The organism is Buttiauxella sp. AC142 (assembly GCF_979253435.1).
This window is the reverse complement of sequence record NZ_CEEDCH010000001.1, coordinates 4,178,745-4,195,960: the sequence shown is the minus strand read 5'-3', so window position 1 is coordinate 4,195,960 and position 17,216 is coordinate 4,178,745. Positions and strand designations below refer to the sequence as shown.

The window sequence follows — 17,216 nt, the reverse complement described above, 5'->3', positions numbered from 1 at the left end:
ACCCTCTCCCACAGGAGAGGGAACTTTCTTTTCCCCCTCGCCCCTCCGGGGAGAGGGTCGGGGTGAGGGGGAAAGAATATTAGTAGTACGAATGCTCGCCGCGCTGGTGTTCGGTCAAATCACGAACGCCTTTCAATTCCGGGAACTCTGCCAGCAATTGTTTTTCGATGCCTTCTTTCAGGGTCACGTCGACCATTGAACAGCCGTTACAACCGCCGCCAAATTGCAGAATTGCAAAACCTTCGTCCGTGATTTCCATCAGCGTCACACGGCCGCCGTGGCCTGCCAGCTGTGGGTTAACCGTCGCTTGCAGCATGTATTCAACGCGTTCCATCAGCGGCGCGTCGTCGGACACTTTACGCATTTTAGCGTTTGGTGCTTTCAGCGTGAGCTGTGAGCCGAGTTGGTCGGTAACAAAATCAATTTCGGCGTCTTCAAGATAAGGTGCGCTCAGTTCATCAACATACGCGGTCAACTGCTCGAATTTCAGGGCAGTATCTGACGCTTCTACCGCATCCGGCGGACAGTAAGACACCCCGCACTCCGCATTAGGAGTACCAGGATTGATGACGAATACGCGAATTTGCGTCCCTTCTTCCTGACCTGCCAGCAGTTTGGCAAAGTGGGATTGTGCTGTATCGGAAATACGGATCATAACGATTGCTCAATAGTTGACTATTTTAGTCGGTTATAATACGCCCATCATCGAGGGTCTACAAGGTTCGACAAAGGCACCACACCTGGATAGTCGCCGCGCCCTGCTTTTTCAGCAGCCGCGCAATTTCCGCCGCCGTACTGCCCGTCGTGACGACATCATCCACAATAATTATATGGCGGCCTGCTACCGGAAAATCAACCCTGAAAGCACCTTTAAGGTTATTTCGCCGCCTTCGTGCGTTGAGCTGACGCTGGGTTTGCGTTGCGCGGATTCGGCTGATTCCCTTGGGAAAATAGTCACATTGCAGCCAGCGAGAAAGGTGATTTGCCAGCAGATCACTTTGGTTAAATCCACGACGCCAGGCGCGGCCTAAATGCAGCGGAACGGACACAATACAGTCGGGTTTCTGGTGTCTTGTGAAAAGAACCTTAAGCAATAACAAACGTGCCAAAGCCTGTGCCAGCGCAACGGTGGCATTAAATTTAAATCGCTGGATGAGCCGATTGAGCGGCAGGCAATAATCCGTGACGAACACCATAGAATCCCAGAAGGGTGGCTGTTGCAGGCAACGCCCGCAGGGTGAGTGTATGTTAGCGCAGGGTAATCCACAGCGCGGACAGCACGGCGGTGGCGCGGGTAACGCTTTGGCACAGCATGAACAAACGCCCCAATGTGCGCATGCGAGAGGCATCTGGCATAGCCAACACAGCCCTGGGATTGTTAGCATGTTCGCTTCCTTGCGTAGAAAAATGAGAACAGTAACTGATGAGCACGCTTTGGTGGCAGACAAAAGGTGAAGGAAAAGACGATCTTGTGCTGCTGCACGGATGGGGACTGAACGCGGAAGTGTGGCATTGCATTTGCGAGGAACTCGGCTCGCATTTTCGTCTTCATCTTGTCGATTTGCCGGGCTATGGCCGCAGCCAGAATTTCGGCGCACTGACGCTTGAGGAGATGGCTACGCAAGTATTGGCGCAAGCGCCAGAGCAGGCGATTTGGCTGGGCTGGAGTTTAGGCGGGCTGGTGGCCAGCCGGATTGCACTCAGCCATCCGCAGCGCGTAAAAGGGTTGGTCACGGTTGCCTCCTCGCCCTGTTTTGCCGCAAACGACGAATGGCCGGGGATCAAACCGGAAGTGCTGGCGAATTTCCAGCAACAGCTCAGTGAAGATTTTCAGCACACGGTTGAGCGTTTTCTTGCGCTGCAAACTCTGGGCACGGAAACCGCACGCCAGGACGCTCGCCGTCTGAAGGTGGTTGTTCTCGAGCAGCCGATGCCGAGTGTGGAGGTGTTAAACGGGGGGCTGGAAATCCTGAAAACGGCAGATTTACGTGAGCCGTTGAGCCATCTTGACGTGCCATTCTTGCGTTTATATGGGCATTTAGATGGGCTGGTACCGCGCAAAATTGCCGGTTTGCTGGATGAACGTTGGTCGCAAAGCGAGGCGGTGATTTTCCCGAAAGCGGCCCATGCACCGTTTATTTCGCACCCGCAGGAATTTTGCCGGGTAATTGAAGAGTTTTGTAGAGTGGATAAGCCCCAGGCGTCATCCACCCTTTAAAAATCTTATGCCCGCAGCGCCCACACTTCCCGTATACATTTCTTACCTTCCGGGCAGCTTTTACAGCTGCCAGTCAGGCAATCACTTGGGTCTTCGGTGATACGCATCGCTTTGCCCATGGCTTCAAGGCGGCTCAGCATGGCGTTCACCAGCGGTAACGGCGTGGCGAGCTGTTGGCTAATTTGCGTCGCATCCAGTCGCCCTTGCAGCGCCAGCGCATCACGAATCTCAATTAAACTCGCCATACCCTCTCCTTAGTGGCAATCGCCAGCGGTGCTTTTACAGCAGGCCGCTTCGACTGTTTTGCGGGTCGTCATCAGGCTGACATCCACACGGCTACGCGCCTTACGCAAACCACCAATCAACAACACGTTGAACAACACCACCGCGAGAATACAGACCAGGCTGTACTTCGGATGAGCGCTAAACGTTACCGTCTGGTAGTAAAGCGTGGACAGTGAGTAAGCGATGTTCAGCCCCCACAGCACCGAGAACATCATCCAGCCACGGCTGGATTCACGGGCAACGGCACCCATCACCGAAATACATGGGATATAGAGCAGAACAAAAATCAGGTAGCTGTAGGCCGCAGCCGGGCTGCCAAATTTGCTGCTCATAACGCCCATCGCACCGCTTGCCATCTCGCCGTCGCCTTTACTGGCTTCGATTGGGTTGGCCAACACGCTCAGGCTGAAGGTGTCTTTCAGACTCTGCCAGGTTTCGCCTGCGGCGGCACCTAATTCATCGGTCAGGCTGAAGCTTGCCGCATCAAACGGTTCTTCGTGCATATCTTCAGCGGTGTATAGCGTGTTCAACGTACCGACAACCACTTCTTTTGCCATTGCCCCGGTGAACAGACCAACGGTCGCTTGCCAGTTATCTTCGTGGACACCAATCGGCTGCAACAACGGTGTCAGTACGCGGCTTACGGAGGCCAGCGCCGAGTCGTTGATATTGTCGACTTCTTTGCCGCTAAACGAGAAGCTGTTCAGTGCGCCAATGAAAATACTCACAATCACGATCACTTTACCGGCACGCAGCACGAACCCTTTCAGGCGCTGCCAGGTTTGCAGTAACAAACTCTTCAGATGCGGGACGTGATAGACCGGCAGTTCCATCACAAACGGCGTTGCTTCACCGCGCATGATGGTGTGTTTGAGCATCAGGCCGGTAAGGATCGCCATCACGATGCCGAGAATATAGAGCGAGAAGACGACTAACGCGCCTTCCTGGCCGAAGAACGCGGCGGCAAACACCGCAAAAATCGCCAGACGTGCACCGCATGACATAAACGGCGCCATCATGATGGTCATCAGGCGTTCACGCGGGGCATCCAGCGTACGCGCACCCATTACCGACGGCACGTTACAACCGAAGCCGACAATCAATGGCACGAATGATTTACCCGGCAAGCCGAGGGATTGCATCAGGCGGTCCATAACGAATGCCGCACGGGCCATGTAACCGGAGTCTTCAAGGAACGAAAGGAACAGGTACATCATGCCGATTTGCGGCACCAGTGGTAGCACGGTGTTGATACCGCCGCCGATCCCCTGGGCTAAGAAAATCGTCAGCCAGCTTGGGAAGTGCAGGGTGGCGCCAATCCACTGAATACCGTGGATAAAGATGGCCGCTGAACCGCCGTCGAAAATAGGCTGTAATGCGCCGCCGATGTTAATCGCCAGCAAGAACATCACGTACATCACCAGCAGGAAAACAGGCAAACCGAGGAATCGGTTCAGGATGATTTTATCCATCATTGCCGTTAAACGATGTGGCTCGGCGGTCAGACTGTTGCTGATGGAGTCACAAATCGCGGCAATGGTTTGGTAACGCGCGTCGGCAATCAGCAGCGCCGGATCTTCGTTTTCTTCGGCCAGTTGGGCACGAATGGTATCCAGTTTATCGGCGGCGTCACCGGCATATTCACGGCTGTAAATATCGCCCTCCAGCATTTGCAGAGCCAGCCAACGACGCTGTTGGGCAGACATATCGGCAGGCATTTGCGCGGCCAGATTGTCGGCCTCTTCAAGTAGTCTTGGTGGGTAAAGCACTAAATCGGTATGCGTGTTTGGCAGGCGGCGGTCGATTGCCAGCTTCAGCCCTTCCATACCACGCGCGCGGGTCGAAACCAGTGGCACAACCGGGCAGCCCAGGCGTGCAGCAAGCGCATCAATATCAATGCGAATGTCCTGCTTTTCGGCGATATCGAGCATGTTGAGCGCGACGACACACGGAATGCCGAGTTCCAGCAATTGCAGCGTCAGGTACAGGTTGCGCTCAAGGTTGGAGGCGTCGACGACGTTTATCAGTAAGTCTGCTTCACCACTCAAAATGTAGTGACAGGCAATTTGTTCATCCAGAGAAGTTTGCGATGAAATGGTGGTCAGCGAGTAAGTACCCGGCAAGTCGACCAATGTGACCTGATGCGCCAGCGTTGAAAACTGACCTTCTTTACGTTCTACGGTAACGCCTGCCCAGTTACCCACTCGTTGGCGTGAGCCGGTGAGCTGGTTGAATAACGTGGTTTTCCCGGAGTTAGGGTTACCGATTAAGCCGATAGTTAATTTTTTCATTTTTTTCGTGAACTTAAAGAAAATAGCAACGAGCGCGAGCGCTCACCCCGCCAATCAGGCAATGGCTTCAACGTGCAGTAGTTCGAGATCTTTTTTGCGTAATACCAGACTGACGCGACGTGTTTGAATATGAATCGGGTCGCCTAATGGCGCGACACGTACAACGTTGAATGAAGAGCCGGGCAACATACCGAGCGATAATAATTTCTGGCGATATGACGGGCTAATTTCGCTGGCAAAGCCGGTAATTTTCCACGCACTACTTGGCAAGAATTGCATAGGACCTACTTAGAGCTGCGCTCTGGTATTTATGCTAACGAGAGTTTTCGTTGGATAAAGGAGAAATAACGAACAAATCAATGATAATGAGAATGGTTTCTGTCTTCAATAATTATTTTTGTGATGAATAAGTCGTTTAGATTATTTTCCACAGCGCGGTTGTTTATTATTTTTTCGTGGTGCCTGGTGAGGTTTTTATAAAAAATGAATAATTAACAGTGGGTTGTGTTTTTCGTAAATGCGTAATTTTATTAATTAACCTTCGTTAATGTTGTCTGGATATTTCATCTGTTACAGATTTGATAAATATTGGTGCTGTTTTTAAAGTGTTGCGGAAATTGATCTACCGCAAACTTAATCTAATTGGGATGAACTGGTTAGGGTGATAACGAAATGTTATTTAGACCATGCCAGATTAAAACAAACAAATTGTGCTGAATCGGGAACCAGAGAAATCCCCCCTCTCGCTATTGAGTGGGAGAGGGGGGATTTGTTCATCAATGATTAGCGCTTTTTAAATGCCGCAGCCAGCGCATCACCCATCGCACTGTTACCTGCATTACTGCTGCTGGCGTTATCACGTCCGCGCGGTTTTTGTTGCTGTGCCGGGCGGCGTTCAGTTTGCTCACGTGGTGCGGAGCCACGGCGGTTGGACTCGCCAGGTTGCTCATCCAGACGCATAGTCAGTGCAATGCGCTTACGCGACATATCCACTTCCATCACTTTCACTTTGACGATATCACCGGCTTTCACCACTTTATGCGGGTCGTCGATGAATTTGTCTGAAAGCGAGGAAATGTGGACTAAGCCATCCTGATGCACACCGATGTCCACAAACGCGCCAAAGTTAGTCACGTTGGTGACAGCGCCTTCCAGCACCATGCCAGGCTGAAGGTCGTTCATGGTTTCTACGCCATCAGCAAACTTCGCGGTTTTGAATTCCGGGCGCGGGTCACGGCCTGGTTTTTCCAACTCTTTGATGATGTCAGTCACCGTTGGCACACCAAAACGTTCATCGGTGAAATCGCGTGGTCTTAGGCCGCGCAGTGCTTCACCATTGCCCATCAAATCCTGCAATGCTTGCTCGGTTGCCGCCAGAATACGCTCAACAATCGGGTACGCTTCCGGGTGAACGGTGGAAGCATCCAGCGGGTTATCTCCGTGGTTAATACGCAGGAAGCCCGCGCATTGCTCGAACGCTTTCGGCCCTAAACGACTGACTTTCAGCAGTTGTTGGCGGTTCTGGAAACGGCCATTTTCGTCGCGCCAGTTCACGATGTTCTGCGCCATCATGCGTGTTAAGCCCGCTACGCGAGTTAACAACGGGACCGATGCAGTATTCAGATCAACGCCCACGGCGTTTACGCAGTCTTCGACTACGGCATCAAGTTTTTTCGCTAACTGAGACTGGCTAACATCGTGCTGATACTGGCCGACACCGATAGATTTCGGGTCGATTTTCACCAGCTCTGCCAATGGATCTTGCAGGCGACGAGCAATCGACACTGCGCCACGAATTGAAACATCGAGATCCGGGAATTCCAGTGCTGCCAGCTCAGATGCTGAATACACCGATGCACCCGCTTCACTGACAATCACTTTCTGCGCGGTAACTTTCGGGAACTGCGCCTGCACATCAAGGAAGAAACGCTCGGTTTCACGCGATGCCGTGCCGTTGCCTATAGCCACCAATTCTACGTTGTGCTTCTCGCAAAGTGCCGCAACGGCGACCGCCGCTTTCGCAGCTTGCCCGGTGTGCGGGTAAATAGTATCGGTGGCGACCAGTTTACCGGTGGAATCCACCACGGCGACTTTTACGCCGGTACGCAGGCCCGGATCGAGACCCATTGTCGCGCGCAGGCCAGCAGGGGCGGCCATCAGCAAATCATGCATGTTACGGGCGAACACGTTAATCGCTTCGTCTTCGGCGCGTTCGCGCACGGTGCCCATCAGTTCGGTTTCGAGGTGCATCAGCACTTTTATACGCCAGGTCCAGCTCACTACTGCACGGCGCCAGGCATCCGCCGGAGCATTGTTCAGGCGCAAGCCGAGGTGGTCAATAATGAGCTGTTCGCAATAGCTTTCACGCGGTGGTTCATCGTGCTGCGGGTCGGCATTTAGCGCGAGCTGTAAAATGCCTTCATTACGACCACGGAACATGGCGAGGGCGCGGTGTGACGGGACGGTAGCAATCGGTTCGTGATGGTCGAAGTAGTCGCGGAATTTCGCGCCTTCTTCCTCTTTACCCGCAACAACATTGGCAACCAGGTGCGCGTTCTTCCATAAATAGTTACGCACTTTTGCGAGTAATGCCGCGTCTTCGGCAAAACGCTCCATCAGAATGTAGCGAGCGCCATCCAGTGCGGCTTTGGTATCAGCAACGCCTTTGTCGACGTCAACGTAACTTGCAGCGGCCTCTTCTGGAGTGTGGGACGGGTCGTTCCATAACAGTTCGGCCAGTGGTTCCAGACCTGCTTCGATAGCAATTTGCCCACGAGTACGGCGCTTTTGCTTATACGGCAAATAAAGGTCTTCCAGCTCGGTTTTACTCAGCGTGCCATTGATGGCCGCGGCAAGCTCGTCACTCATTTTACCTTGTTCGGTAATGGACTTGAGGATTGTCTGACGGCGGTCTTCTAATTCGCGCAGATAGCCCAGACGAGTTTCCAGCTGACGCAGTTGCGTGTCATCCAGACCGCCAGTGACTTCCTTACGATAGCGTGCAATAAACGGCACGGTATTCCCTTCATCGAGCAGGCGAACGGCGGCTTCAACCTGTTCATCTTTGGCCTTAAGCTCGCTGGCAATAATGCGGCAGAGTGAATCATTCATCATGGTTTTTTCATCTGTTTGAGTCGAAATTTCAGAGTGTAGTTATACGGATTGGAGGGTGAAAATGCCAGCCACAGCGCCCGAGAGGTGATGAATCGGACTGTTCTGTTGCTGGCCTGTGTGCTATTTCACATACTCGATTTCATTGATGTACCACTGGGCTTCACCGGCGGGTGTTTGCACGATAGCGAGGTCGCCCACTTCTTTTTTCAGCAGTGCACGTGCCATAGGTGAATCGATAGAAATGTAATCTTTGCGGCCAAAAATTTCGTCATAGCCGACGATGCGAAAACGCAGTTGGTTTCCGTCATCATTTTCAATTTCTACCCACGCACCAAAGAACACTTTGCCTTCTTGTTGTGGCGAATAATCGACAATTTTCAGCTGTTCGAGGCATTTCGTGAGATATCGCACTCTTCGATCTATTTCTCGCAGCCGTTTTTTGTTGTACTGGTAGTCGGCATTTTCACTGCGATCGCCAAGACTTGCGGCCCAGGTGACCTTTTTAGTCACCTCCGGACGTTCTTCACGCCACAAGGTGTCCTTTTCTTGTTTGAGCTTTTCATAGCCTTCGCGGGTAATTAATGGCGTTTTCATCGTCAAGCCTTGAATGGGTAGAACAATAAAGATGATTTAAACCGAAATATCAGGGTGATGGCAATCCTGTCGATTTGCGAAGTAAGTCATTATTCTGTGTTAAAAAGTACCTATAACCATCTGTTTAATATGCTTTGTAACAATTTCGACTAGAATATATACCAGATTTGACTGGTCGTAACGTCGCAGTTTTTTAAGAATACGCACTCACTGTTCGAGCCTTTGGGAGTATAAGAATGCAAGAGAATTATAAGATTCTGGTCGTGGATGACGACATGCGCCTGCGTGCGCTGCTGGAACGTTACCTCACCGAACAAGGCTTCCAGGTCCGTAGCGTTGCTAACGCAGAACAGATGGATCGCCTGCTAACCCGTGAATCCTTCCACTTGATGGTCCTTGATTTGATGTTGCCAGGCGAAGATGGTTTGTCTATCTGCCGTCGCCTGCGCAGCCAAAGCAACCCGATGCCAATCATTATGGTTACTGCGAAAGGCGAAGAAGTTGACCGCATCGTAGGGCTGGAAATTGGCGCGGATGACTACATTCCAAAACCGTTTAACCCGCGTGAACTGCTCGCCCGTATCCGTGCTGTTCTGCGCCGTCAGGCCAACGAACTGCCAGGTGCACCTTCCCAGGAAGAAGCGGTTATCGCGTTTGGTAAGTTTAAACTGAACCTCGGCACCCGCGAGATGTTCCGTGAAGATGAGCCTATGCCGTTAACCAGCGGTGAGTTCGCGGTACTAAAAGCGCTGGTGAGCCATCCGCGTGAGCCGTTATCACGCGATAAACTGATGAACCTGGCGCGTGGCCGTGAATACAGTGCGATGGAACGCTCTATCGACGTACAGATTTCTCGCCTGCGCCGTATGGTTGAAGAAGATCCTGCACATCCACGCTATATCCAGACCGTATGGGGCCTGGGCTACGTATTCGTGCCGGACGGTTCTAAGGCATGAGGCGAGTCCGCTTCTCCCCCAGAAGCTCGTTTGCCCGCACGCTGTTATTGATCGTCACCTTGCTGTTTGTCAGCCTGGTGACGACCTACCTTGTGGTGTTGAACTTTGCCATTCTGCCGAGTTTGCAACAGTTTAATAAGGTACTGGCTTACGAAGTCCGTATGCTGATGACCGATAAACTGCAACTTGAAGATGGGACGCAACTGGTGGTTCCGCCTGCATTTCGGCGTGAAATCTACCGTGAGTTGGGAATCTCTTTGTATTCCAATGAAGCGGCGGAAGACGCGGGTTTGCGCTGGGCGCAGCATTACGAATTCTTAAGCCATCAAATGGCGCAGCAATTGGGCGGCCCAACCGAAGTTCGCGTTGAGGTTAACAAAAGCTCGCCGGTTGTGTGGCTGAAGACGTGGCTGTCGCCAAATATCTGGGTTCGCGTTCCGCTGACTGAAATTCACCAGGGCGACTTCTCACCGCTGTTCCGCTATACGCTTGCTATAATGCTGCTGGCGATAGGCGGTGCGTGGTTGTTTATTCGAATACAGAACCGACCCTTGGTTGACCTCGAGCACGCCGCGTTGCAGGTCGGTAAAGGGATTATTCCGCCGCCGCTTCGTGAATATGGTGCCTCGGAGGTGCGTTCAGTTACCCGCGCGTTCAACCATATGGCCGCTGGTGTGAAGCAACTCGCCGATGACCGCACGCTGTTAATGGCGGGTGTCAGCCACGATTTGCGTACGCCGCTCACTCGTATTCGTCTGGCAACAGAAATGATGAGTGAAGAAGATGGTTATCTCTCTGAGTCGATTAATAAAGATATCGAAGAGTGTAATGCGATAATCGAACAGTTCATCGATTACCTGCGTACCGGGCAAGAGATGCCACTGGAAACTGCCGATCTCAACAGTGTGTTGGGTGAAGTGGTGGCTGCAGAAAGCGGTTACGAGCGGGAGATTGAAACCGATCTTCAAGCAGGCGAATTACTGGTGAATATCCATCCGCTGTCCATTAAACGAGCTGTCGCCAATATGGTGGTGAATGCCGCGCGTTATGGAAATGGCTGGATTAAAGTCAGCAGTGGTGGCGAGCTTAACCGTGCCTGGTTCCAGGTCGAAGATGATGGCCCGGGCATTAAGCCTGAGCAGCTTAAACACCTGTTCCAGCCATTTGTTCGCGGCGACAGTGCGCGGACTACCAGCGGCACCGGTCTGGGGTTGGCAATCGTACAACGTATTATCGACAACCATAACGGTCTGTTGGATATCGGCGTTAGCGAGCGGGGCGGTTTGCGGATACGGGCTTATTTGCCGTTACCGATGAACAAAACTTTCAGCCAGATTAAAGAAAGCTGAGTGATAAAGAAAAAGCGAACCTCTTGGGGTTCGCTTTTTTGTCTATTGGGTTAGCGTAGAGGGTGGATGTCACTTGCGCTAATCCACCTTATAAACTCGTTCGCTATTCGAAAATTAGATCTTCGGCCCTGCACTAACAAGCGCTGCACCCGCTGGGGTATCTGTGTATTTCTCAAAATTCTCGATAAACAACTTAGCCAGTTGCTCTGACTTTTCCTGCCATTGCTCAGGCGTTGCGTAAGTCTTACGCGGATCCAGAATGTTTTCGTCAACACCTGCCAGTGCTGTCGGCACTGCAAGGCCAAAGATTGGCAATGTGAACGTTTCTGTATCGTCCAGAGAACCATCCAAAATCGCATCAATAATTGCACGCGTATCTTTTATGGAGATACGTTTGCCGGTGCCGTTCCAGCCGGTGTTAACCAGATACGCCTGAGCACCCGCAGCCTGCATGCGTTTCACCAGCACTTCTGCGTATTGCGTCGGGTGCAGAGACAAGAATGCCGCACCAAAACAAGAAGAGAAAGTTGGCGTCGGTTCGGTAATGCCACGCTCAGTACCTGCAAGTTTGGCGGTAAAGCCAGACAGGAAGTGGTATTGCGTTTGGTTTGCCGTCAGGCGTGAAACCGGGGGTAAAACACCGAAAGCATCAGCGGTAAGGAAGATAACTTTGTTGGCGTGGCCAGCTTTAGAAACCGGTTTAACGATGTTTTCAATATGGTAAATCGGGTAGGAGACACGCGTGTTTTCAGTTTTAGAGCCGTCATCAAAGTCGATGGAACCGTCGGCGCGAACAGTGACGTTTTCCAGCAGCGCATCGCGGCGAATCGCATTGAAGATTTCCGGCTCGGCTTCTTTGGATAAACGAATGGTTTTCGCGTAGCAGCCGCCTTCGAAATTGAACACACCGTCGTCGTCCCATCCGTGTTCGTCATCGCCAATCAGGCGGCGCTTTGGATCGGTAGAAAGCGTGGTTTTGCCAGTGCCAGACAAACCAAAGAACACGGCGACATCGTCTTTTTCGCCGACGTTTGCCGAACAGTGCATGGAAGCAATGCCTCTGAGCGGCAGCAGGTAGTTCATGATAGAGAACATCCCTTTCTTCATTTCACCGCCGTACCAGGTGCCGCCAATTAATTGCACGCGCTCGGTCAGGTTAAAGGCGATGAAGTTTTCAGAATTCAGACCCTGCTCTTTCCATTGTGGGTTGGTGCATTTCGCGCCATTCATCACCACGAAATCAGCTTCGAATGTTTCCAGCTCTTCGTCAGTTGGACGGATAAACATGTTCTTAACGAAATGAGCCTGCCAGGCCACTTCGGTAATAAAACGCACCGAGAGACGGGTATCAGCATTCGCGCCGCAGAAAGCATCAATAATAAAGAGGCGTTTGCCAGAGAGTTGGTTGGTGACGAGTCCTTTCAGATGCTGCCAGGTTTCTTCACTCAGCGGTTTATTGTCGTTTTTGCCTTTGCCATTATCCGCCCACCACAGCGTATCGCGGGTTGTGTCGTCGCGGACGATGTATTTATCTTTTGGGGAACGGCCGGTAAAGATACCGGTATCAACAGCAATTGCACCGAGGTTTGTTTCTACGCCGCGCTCAAAACCTTCCAGATTGGGATTTAACTCTTCATGATACAAGGTGTCGTAATCGGGGTTGTAAATGACTTCGCTTACATCATGAATACCATAAGCCTTGAGATCTTGCGCTGTTATGCCTTTAACTCGCATTTCACTGCTCCTTAGCCAATTTGTACTGCTTGAGATTGTAGGGTTGTTTATTGGTTGTTAACCGCGACACCTATCATAGATTTGAGCATCCACCCAAATCCATATAGCGGAAAACGCTGTGAAGCGAGTCACAACGGGGTGAGAGTATGGCAGGAAATGCTAATGAGGCAGGGAAAATATTCTGAATATGTTAAAAAATAGTGCGATTAACGGACGAGGTGTGAGCGAGAGCGCATTCGTATGCAAACCGTGAAATTTATCTTTTTCAAAATGCCCTCACCCCAGCCCTCTCCCCCAGGAGAGGGAGAAAGCGAAAGTAAGGGAAAGAAGATTAATGCACCTGCGGATCGGCTGGGGAGGCGTTGCTGCGGATTTCAGCGATGTCCATAGAGTTGAACACGTAGTGATTGCCACAGTAATCGCAGTTCATGTCGATTTCACCTTCTTCGGCAATGATGCTATCCACTTCTTCATCAGGCAGCGTTCTCAGTGCATCGGCACAACGTTCGCGGGAACAAGTGCACTTAAACTCGACGTTTTGCGGATCGTAAAGTGTCACTTCTTCTTCGTGGTACAAACGCCACAGCACATCGTTGGCCGGTAAAGTCAGCAGTTCTTCAGCCTTGATAGTTTCTGTTAACGCTGCAAGATGATTGAAATCATCGGCCTGCGCATCTTGAGCTGGCAAGACTTGTAACAACATGCCGCCAGCAGCGGGTTGGCCATCTACGTCGCCAGTACGGATAAACAGGCGCGTTGGTAACTGCTCGGAACGTAAGAAGTAATCTTCCAGACATGCCGCGAGCGTATCGCCTTCAAGCCCAACCACACCCTGATAGCGTTCACCTTGTGCTGGTGTGATGGTGATAACCAGGTAGCCATTTCCCACCAGAGTTTTCAGGTCCGCATCGGCAGGAATTTCACCTTTAAAACGCGCGACGCCACGCATTTGCTGGTTATTGTTACCGTTGATCACCGCGAGAGTCATCGGGCCATCACCTTGTAGTTGCACGGTAATATCGCCATCAAACTTGAGGGTTGCGGTCAGCAGGCTGGTTGCGACCAGCAATTCACCGAGAATAGTTTTCACCGGTGCCGGGTAATCATGGTTTTCCATGATCTGTTTCCAGGTCTCGGAAACCGTTACCAGCTCACCGCGTACGGCGAAGTTTTCAAACAAATAACGGTGCAGTTGGTCGTGTTGGGTCATAATTTTCTCTCATTCAGATGGCAGCTTTACCCTTCATCTTTCAAGTTGCAGATGGGGACTATTCGTTGCCACCGTGTTTAAATTTCATCAAATCGCGCCGCTCTTTTTTATCAGGGCGACGGTCGGGGTGGGGCATTGTCAGCGCATTCATTTTGCGCGCCAGCGACACTTTCTCCCTTTTAGTGATACTTTCCGCGGTCTCTTCATACAGCTGCGAGGCATCGGTAGCGGGGCGACGTTGCTCGGTTACGGCCAGAACTTTGACGGTTTTCTCGTCATTCCCCTGGCGTAACGTCAGCATCGCGTTTAGCTCAACGAGCTTACTCGGTTTGCTGCGTTGCCCGTTGTAATGCACCTTGCCGCCTTCAACCATTTCCCGGGCGATGGCTCGTGTTTTATAAAAACGCGCCGCCCACAGCCATTTGTCGAGACGCACACCTTCAGACGCTTTCTCTTTCATCACGACTCCTTAAACATCAACTTCGGGAGTAGATGGCGGTAGTCATTCAATGCCGGATGGCGGTGATAGATTTTGTCTTCCTGGCCGGAATCTGGATTGGTGACGCCCAGGCAATAACGAATGCCAAACTTCGCAGCAGAATCAAGAATCGGTTCGCTATCATCTATAAATAGCGTTCTGGCCGGTTCCAGTCCGGTATGCTCGGCAACACCTTGCCACAACCGCTGATCTTCTTTCGGATAACCAAATGTGTGGGTGGAAAGTAATAAATCAAGGTGCTGAGCTAAACCGGTGTGCTCCAGTTTGACCGCCAGATTATGTGGATGCGCGTTCGTGAGTAATATCCGCCGCTTACCGCAGGCTTTCAGGGCATCCAGGAACGGGACGGTGTCTTCACGTAGCACCGCGTTTGCCCCAGCAGCTGTGGTCATCGCACAAATATCCAAACCCAGACGCTCACTCCAGTAATCCAGACAGTACCAGTTTAGCGTATGTTGCACGGCGTGATATTCGAGGGCGATCAGCTGGTGCGCTTCATCCAGTGGGATATTTCTTCGTTCACTGACTGTTTGCGGCACCAGTTTTTGCCAGAAGTGATTATCGAACGCGAGATCCAGCAATGTGCCGTCCATATCGAGCAATACGGTATCAACATCTTGCCAGGCAATATCAATATGCATAGGTTCGGGCCTGATTAGAGGAAACTGCGCGACAGGTTAGCACAACCTGTCGCGTGAAGTTTAGAACAGCGGGCGGACGGCGGAGATCGTCGTTAACGAGGGATTCATGCAGTTGTCGTAGTACTGCTGGATTTGCGCCAGGCGGCTGCGGCTGCGGCGGAAGCGGCGAATCGCCAGCACTCCATTGATCAACAGGCAGGCAATCATACAGATGAGCAGCAATGTAGTGCTGATGTAGCGCCACAGACTGCTGCTGTCCGGGATTTTGTGCAGCGTGATATGTTGTGTGCCGTTCGCATCTTGTTTAATACCGGTAATAATTCCTTCGGCGCTAAATGGCGTTTTAAGTAGCATTTCGGCCAGACGCTGGAACTCCCCCCATTGTTCTTGTGCAGGGATGTCGTATAACGGAACTGGCGGGAGCGGCTGGTCTACCATGTCGCTGCCTTCATCGTTGATAATCACGTACCCGGCAGGGGCGGGGCTGTTCAACGCTTGTGCCGCGCGAGCTGTTTCACGGATAAAGAAGGGAGCCGTAGACGTGGTGACCAGGTTATCAAGCGACTCAGCACTGACCGGGCGCAGCAAAACATTCACGCCAGTGAGTTTTCCTGAATCAGCCTTTTTGGTGAGTGCATCCCAATCTTTTGTATTCCCAAGGTTTACCAGCGCATTTTTCAGACGTACACATTCGTCTGCTGCGGTACACAGCGCCTGTGTTTTCAATACAATTCCGGCAAAATCATCCAGTAACACCATGCCTGATTTCTGAATAGCATCGCGTAATTGCGGGTTCACCTTTGAATCTTCACTGGTCTGCGGGTGGATTTGCCCACTGACGGCTTGTGTCAGCGCGGTGGCTTTATCCATGATATCTGATTCAGGCACCGGCAAAGACTGCGCGGTGTTCCAGACAATTTGCGAACAATCGAACGGCGTGAATGGGTAAGTTTGCCGCGTGATGTAGTTGCCTGGAGTATGAATGTTGCACATGCCAGTTCCGTTCACTTTCAGCGTGTCGCCAACCCGCAGCGCCGTTTTGTTCAGGTCTGCGACAGTGGTGGCTTCAATGGTTTGTGCACCTTTCAACCAGGAGATGCTCAGTTTTAACGGCATTTCCAGCGGCACCCAAAGAGTCAGCATCAGCAGAACGATTAAGCTCCCGCTTGCAATCACCAGGTTGCGTACCCAATGCTGGATAGGGAAGTTGCGCACTTCGTCATGCAGCGATAAAAAGCGCCCCTGGCGGAGTACATTCCGATCAAGATAAATGTCGATATCCGTTTTCTGCCCGAGATCCTGAGCCACATAAGGCTGCCAGTGAGCAGGGTAAATCAGGTCAATTATCCCTAATGAAATATTGTTGATTTGATCCTGATTCGACTCACCAAACAGCCCCCAGCGCTTAGGCGTGCCGCGTAAACAGTGGACTTCACGCAACGTATTTTTGGCAGGCGGAGCAAACAGACCCCAAAGGCTTGCTGCCAGCAGCATAAATGCGCCGCCCACTAACCAAGGCAAAACGACCGGAGGCGTCACCAGACACAAAAACAGCATGATGAAAGCTACACAAATCAGAATCGCTTCACGTAAGCCATCGGGGCGGCTTAGTGCATACTCTTCTGGTGTCTCCTGGCGGATATTCAATAGCTCTATTTGTTCGCTTTCTTCACCGCGAATCGAAGCCTGAGTGTGTGGGTCTTGTTCCAGGGCGAAGCCACGGTTTTCACTGCTGTAGTCAATAAGCGTGTGCCCGTTCAGGGAGATAACCAGTGGCATGGTTTCAGTACGAATTAACTCAACGTAGTTATCGTTAGTAATGTACTGCTCCCAGAATGGCGGAAGGTGAACCTCTATAGAATCAAGGTAATAGCGCCACTTGTTGGGGTCATCTGTGGATAAACCATAACGGGTAATAGAGCGAGTAAGAGAAAGTGCCGTGTTACTGAGGGAGTTAAGAACCAGCTTTGCGGGTGCCGCACTGGCGCCAGAAGGCCCCACGATATTTTGCGTGCGTGCTAAGGATTCAATATAGTTTTCAACAGCGGCGCGTTCATCAGCGGTCAACTTACGAGAAGTTGCACCACTAAATGATTGGGCTTGTGATAAACGAGCGCGTAAGCGCAGGCTGCGCCATACGAGCCACCCCGCAATTAAGATGCAGGCCAGCATAGCAGCTAAAAGAAGTAATAAGGTGCTCATGCCTTCCCCATCAAACACTCGTTTTCTTATTAAAACGCAGCAAGTTGCACCCCTTACAGCATACGGGCGTAAAAATCATTATCGGCATACCTGACCTCAAACTTGAGGGATTTTTATGTATAT

15 protein-coding genes are annotated in these 17,216 nt (G+C 51.6%); 3 read left to right on the top strand and 12 right to left on the bottom strand.

Features of this window, described 5'->3' with window-relative positions:
* Positions 1–79: 79 nt before the first annotated feature.
* Together nfuA and gntX are read right to left on the bottom strand one after the other, a co-directional pair.
* A complete protein-coding gene (gene nfuA, locus AC0IWZ_RS19610; protein WP_034460317.1) occupies positions 80–655 on the bottom strand; it encodes a Fe-S biogenesis protein NfuA in 576 nt (191 codons plus the stop codon).
* 58 nt (positions 656–713) lie between these two features.
* Entirely contained in the window at positions 714–1,385 is a 672-nt protein-coding gene (gntX, locus tag AC0IWZ_RS19605) for a DNA utilization protein GntX (RefSeq protein ID WP_471678662.1), read from the bottom strand.
* A 38-nt stretch (positions 1,386–1,423) separates the two neighbouring features.
* On the opposite strand from gntX, the gene bioH reads away from it, so the two are divergent.
* A complete protein-coding gene (bioH, locus tag AC0IWZ_RS19600; RefSeq protein WP_471678663.1) occupies positions 1,424–2,218 on the top strand; it encodes a pimeloyl-ACP methyl ester esterase BioH in 795 nt (264 codons plus the stop codon).
* 5 nt (positions 2,219–2,223) lie between these two features.
* Here the strand turns inward: bioH and feoC are convergent, their stop codons facing one another.
* The 5 genes from feoC to greB all read right to left on the bottom strand — a co-directional run bounded on the left by feoC (position 2,224) and on the right by greB (position 8,502).
* Entirely contained in the window at positions 2,224–2,463 is a 240-nt protein-coding gene (gene feoC, locus AC0IWZ_RS19595) for a [Fe-S]-dependent transcriptional repressor FeoC (protein WP_172893026.1), read from the bottom strand.
* Between the two features lie 9 nt (positions 2,464–2,472).
* Positions 2,473–4,794: a Fe(2+) transporter permease subunit FeoB gene (gene feoB, locus AC0IWZ_RS19590; protein ID WP_471678664.1), complete on the bottom strand. Its 2,322-nt coding sequence runs from the start codon at positions 4,792–4,794 to the stop codon at positions 2,473–2,475.
* A 54-nt stretch (positions 4,795–4,848) separates the two neighbouring features.
* Positions 4,849–5,073 (bottom strand): ferrous iron transporter A, encoded by a 225-nt coding sequence (gene feoA, locus AC0IWZ_RS19585; protein WP_034499160.1) that lies wholly within the window; start codon positions 5,071–5,073, stop codon positions 4,849–4,851.
* A gap of 504 nt (positions 5,074–5,577) precedes the next feature.
* Entirely contained in the window at positions 5,578–7,908 is a 2,331-nt protein-coding gene (locus AC0IWZ_RS19580; RefSeq protein WP_471678665.1) for a Tex family protein, read from the bottom strand.
* Positions 7,909–8,028: 120 nt separating this feature from the next.
* Positions 8,029–8,502 carry a transcription elongation factor GreB gene (gene greB, locus AC0IWZ_RS19575; protein WP_034499154.1) on the bottom strand — a complete coding sequence of 158 codons (474 nt, stop codon included), beginning with the start codon at positions 8,500–8,502 and terminating at the stop codon, positions 8,029–8,031.
* A 236-nt stretch (positions 8,503–8,738) separates the two neighbouring features.
* Here greB and ompR point away from each other — a divergent pair, with 236 nt between their 5' ends.
* On the top strand, positions 8,739–9,458 hold the full coding sequence (ompR, locus tag AC0IWZ_RS19570) for an osmolarity response regulator transcription factor OmpR (protein WP_001157751.1): 720 nt from the start codon (positions 8,739–8,741) through the stop codon (positions 9,456–9,458).
* A complete protein-coding gene (envZ, locus tag AC0IWZ_RS19565; protein WP_172893029.1) occupies positions 9,455–10,807 on the top strand; it encodes a two-component system sensor histidine kinase EnvZ in 1,353 nt (450 codons plus the stop codon). The genes ompR and envZ overlap by 4 nt, the downstream gene beginning before the upstream one ends.
* Before the next feature lie 114 nt (positions 10,808–10,921).
* On the opposite strand, the gene pckA is transcribed toward envZ, so the two are convergent.
* The 5 genes from pckA to AC0IWZ_RS19540 all read right to left on the bottom strand — a co-directional run bounded on the left by pckA (position 10,922) and on the right by AC0IWZ_RS19540 (position 17,093).
* Complete coding sequence (gene pckA, locus AC0IWZ_RS19560; RefSeq protein ID WP_172893034.1) at positions 10,922–12,541, bottom strand: phosphoenolpyruvate carboxykinase (ATP); 1,620 nt, start codon at positions 12,539–12,541, stop codon at positions 10,922–10,924.
* Positions 12,542–12,872: 331 nt separating this feature from the next.
* The gene (gene hslO / locus AC0IWZ_RS19555) at positions 12,873–13,751 is read right to left on the bottom strand and encodes an Hsp33 family molecular chaperone HslO (RefSeq protein WP_034499148.1); all 879 of its coding nucleotides are present in this window, start codon (positions 13,749–13,751) and stop codon (positions 12,873–12,875) included.
* 58 nt (positions 13,752–13,809) lie between these two features.
* Positions 13,810–14,211, bottom strand: coding sequence for a ribosome-associated heat shock protein Hsp15 (gene hslR / locus AC0IWZ_RS19550; protein WP_410373314.1), 402 nt, complete (start codon positions 14,209–14,211; stop codon positions 13,810–13,812).
* Positions 14,211–14,891, bottom strand: coding sequence for a GMP/IMP nucleotidase (yrfG, locus tag AC0IWZ_RS19545; RefSeq protein WP_471678666.1), 681 nt, complete (start codon positions 14,889–14,891; stop codon positions 14,211–14,213). The genes hslR and yrfG overlap by 1 nt, the downstream gene beginning before the upstream one ends.
* 60 nt (positions 14,892–14,951) lie before the next feature.
* Positions 14,952–17,093, bottom strand: coding sequence for an intracellular growth attenuator family protein (locus tag AC0IWZ_RS19540; RefSeq protein WP_034499141.1), 2,142 nt, complete (start codon positions 17,091–17,093; stop codon positions 14,952–14,954).
* Positions 17,094–17,216 lie beyond the last annotated feature (123 nt).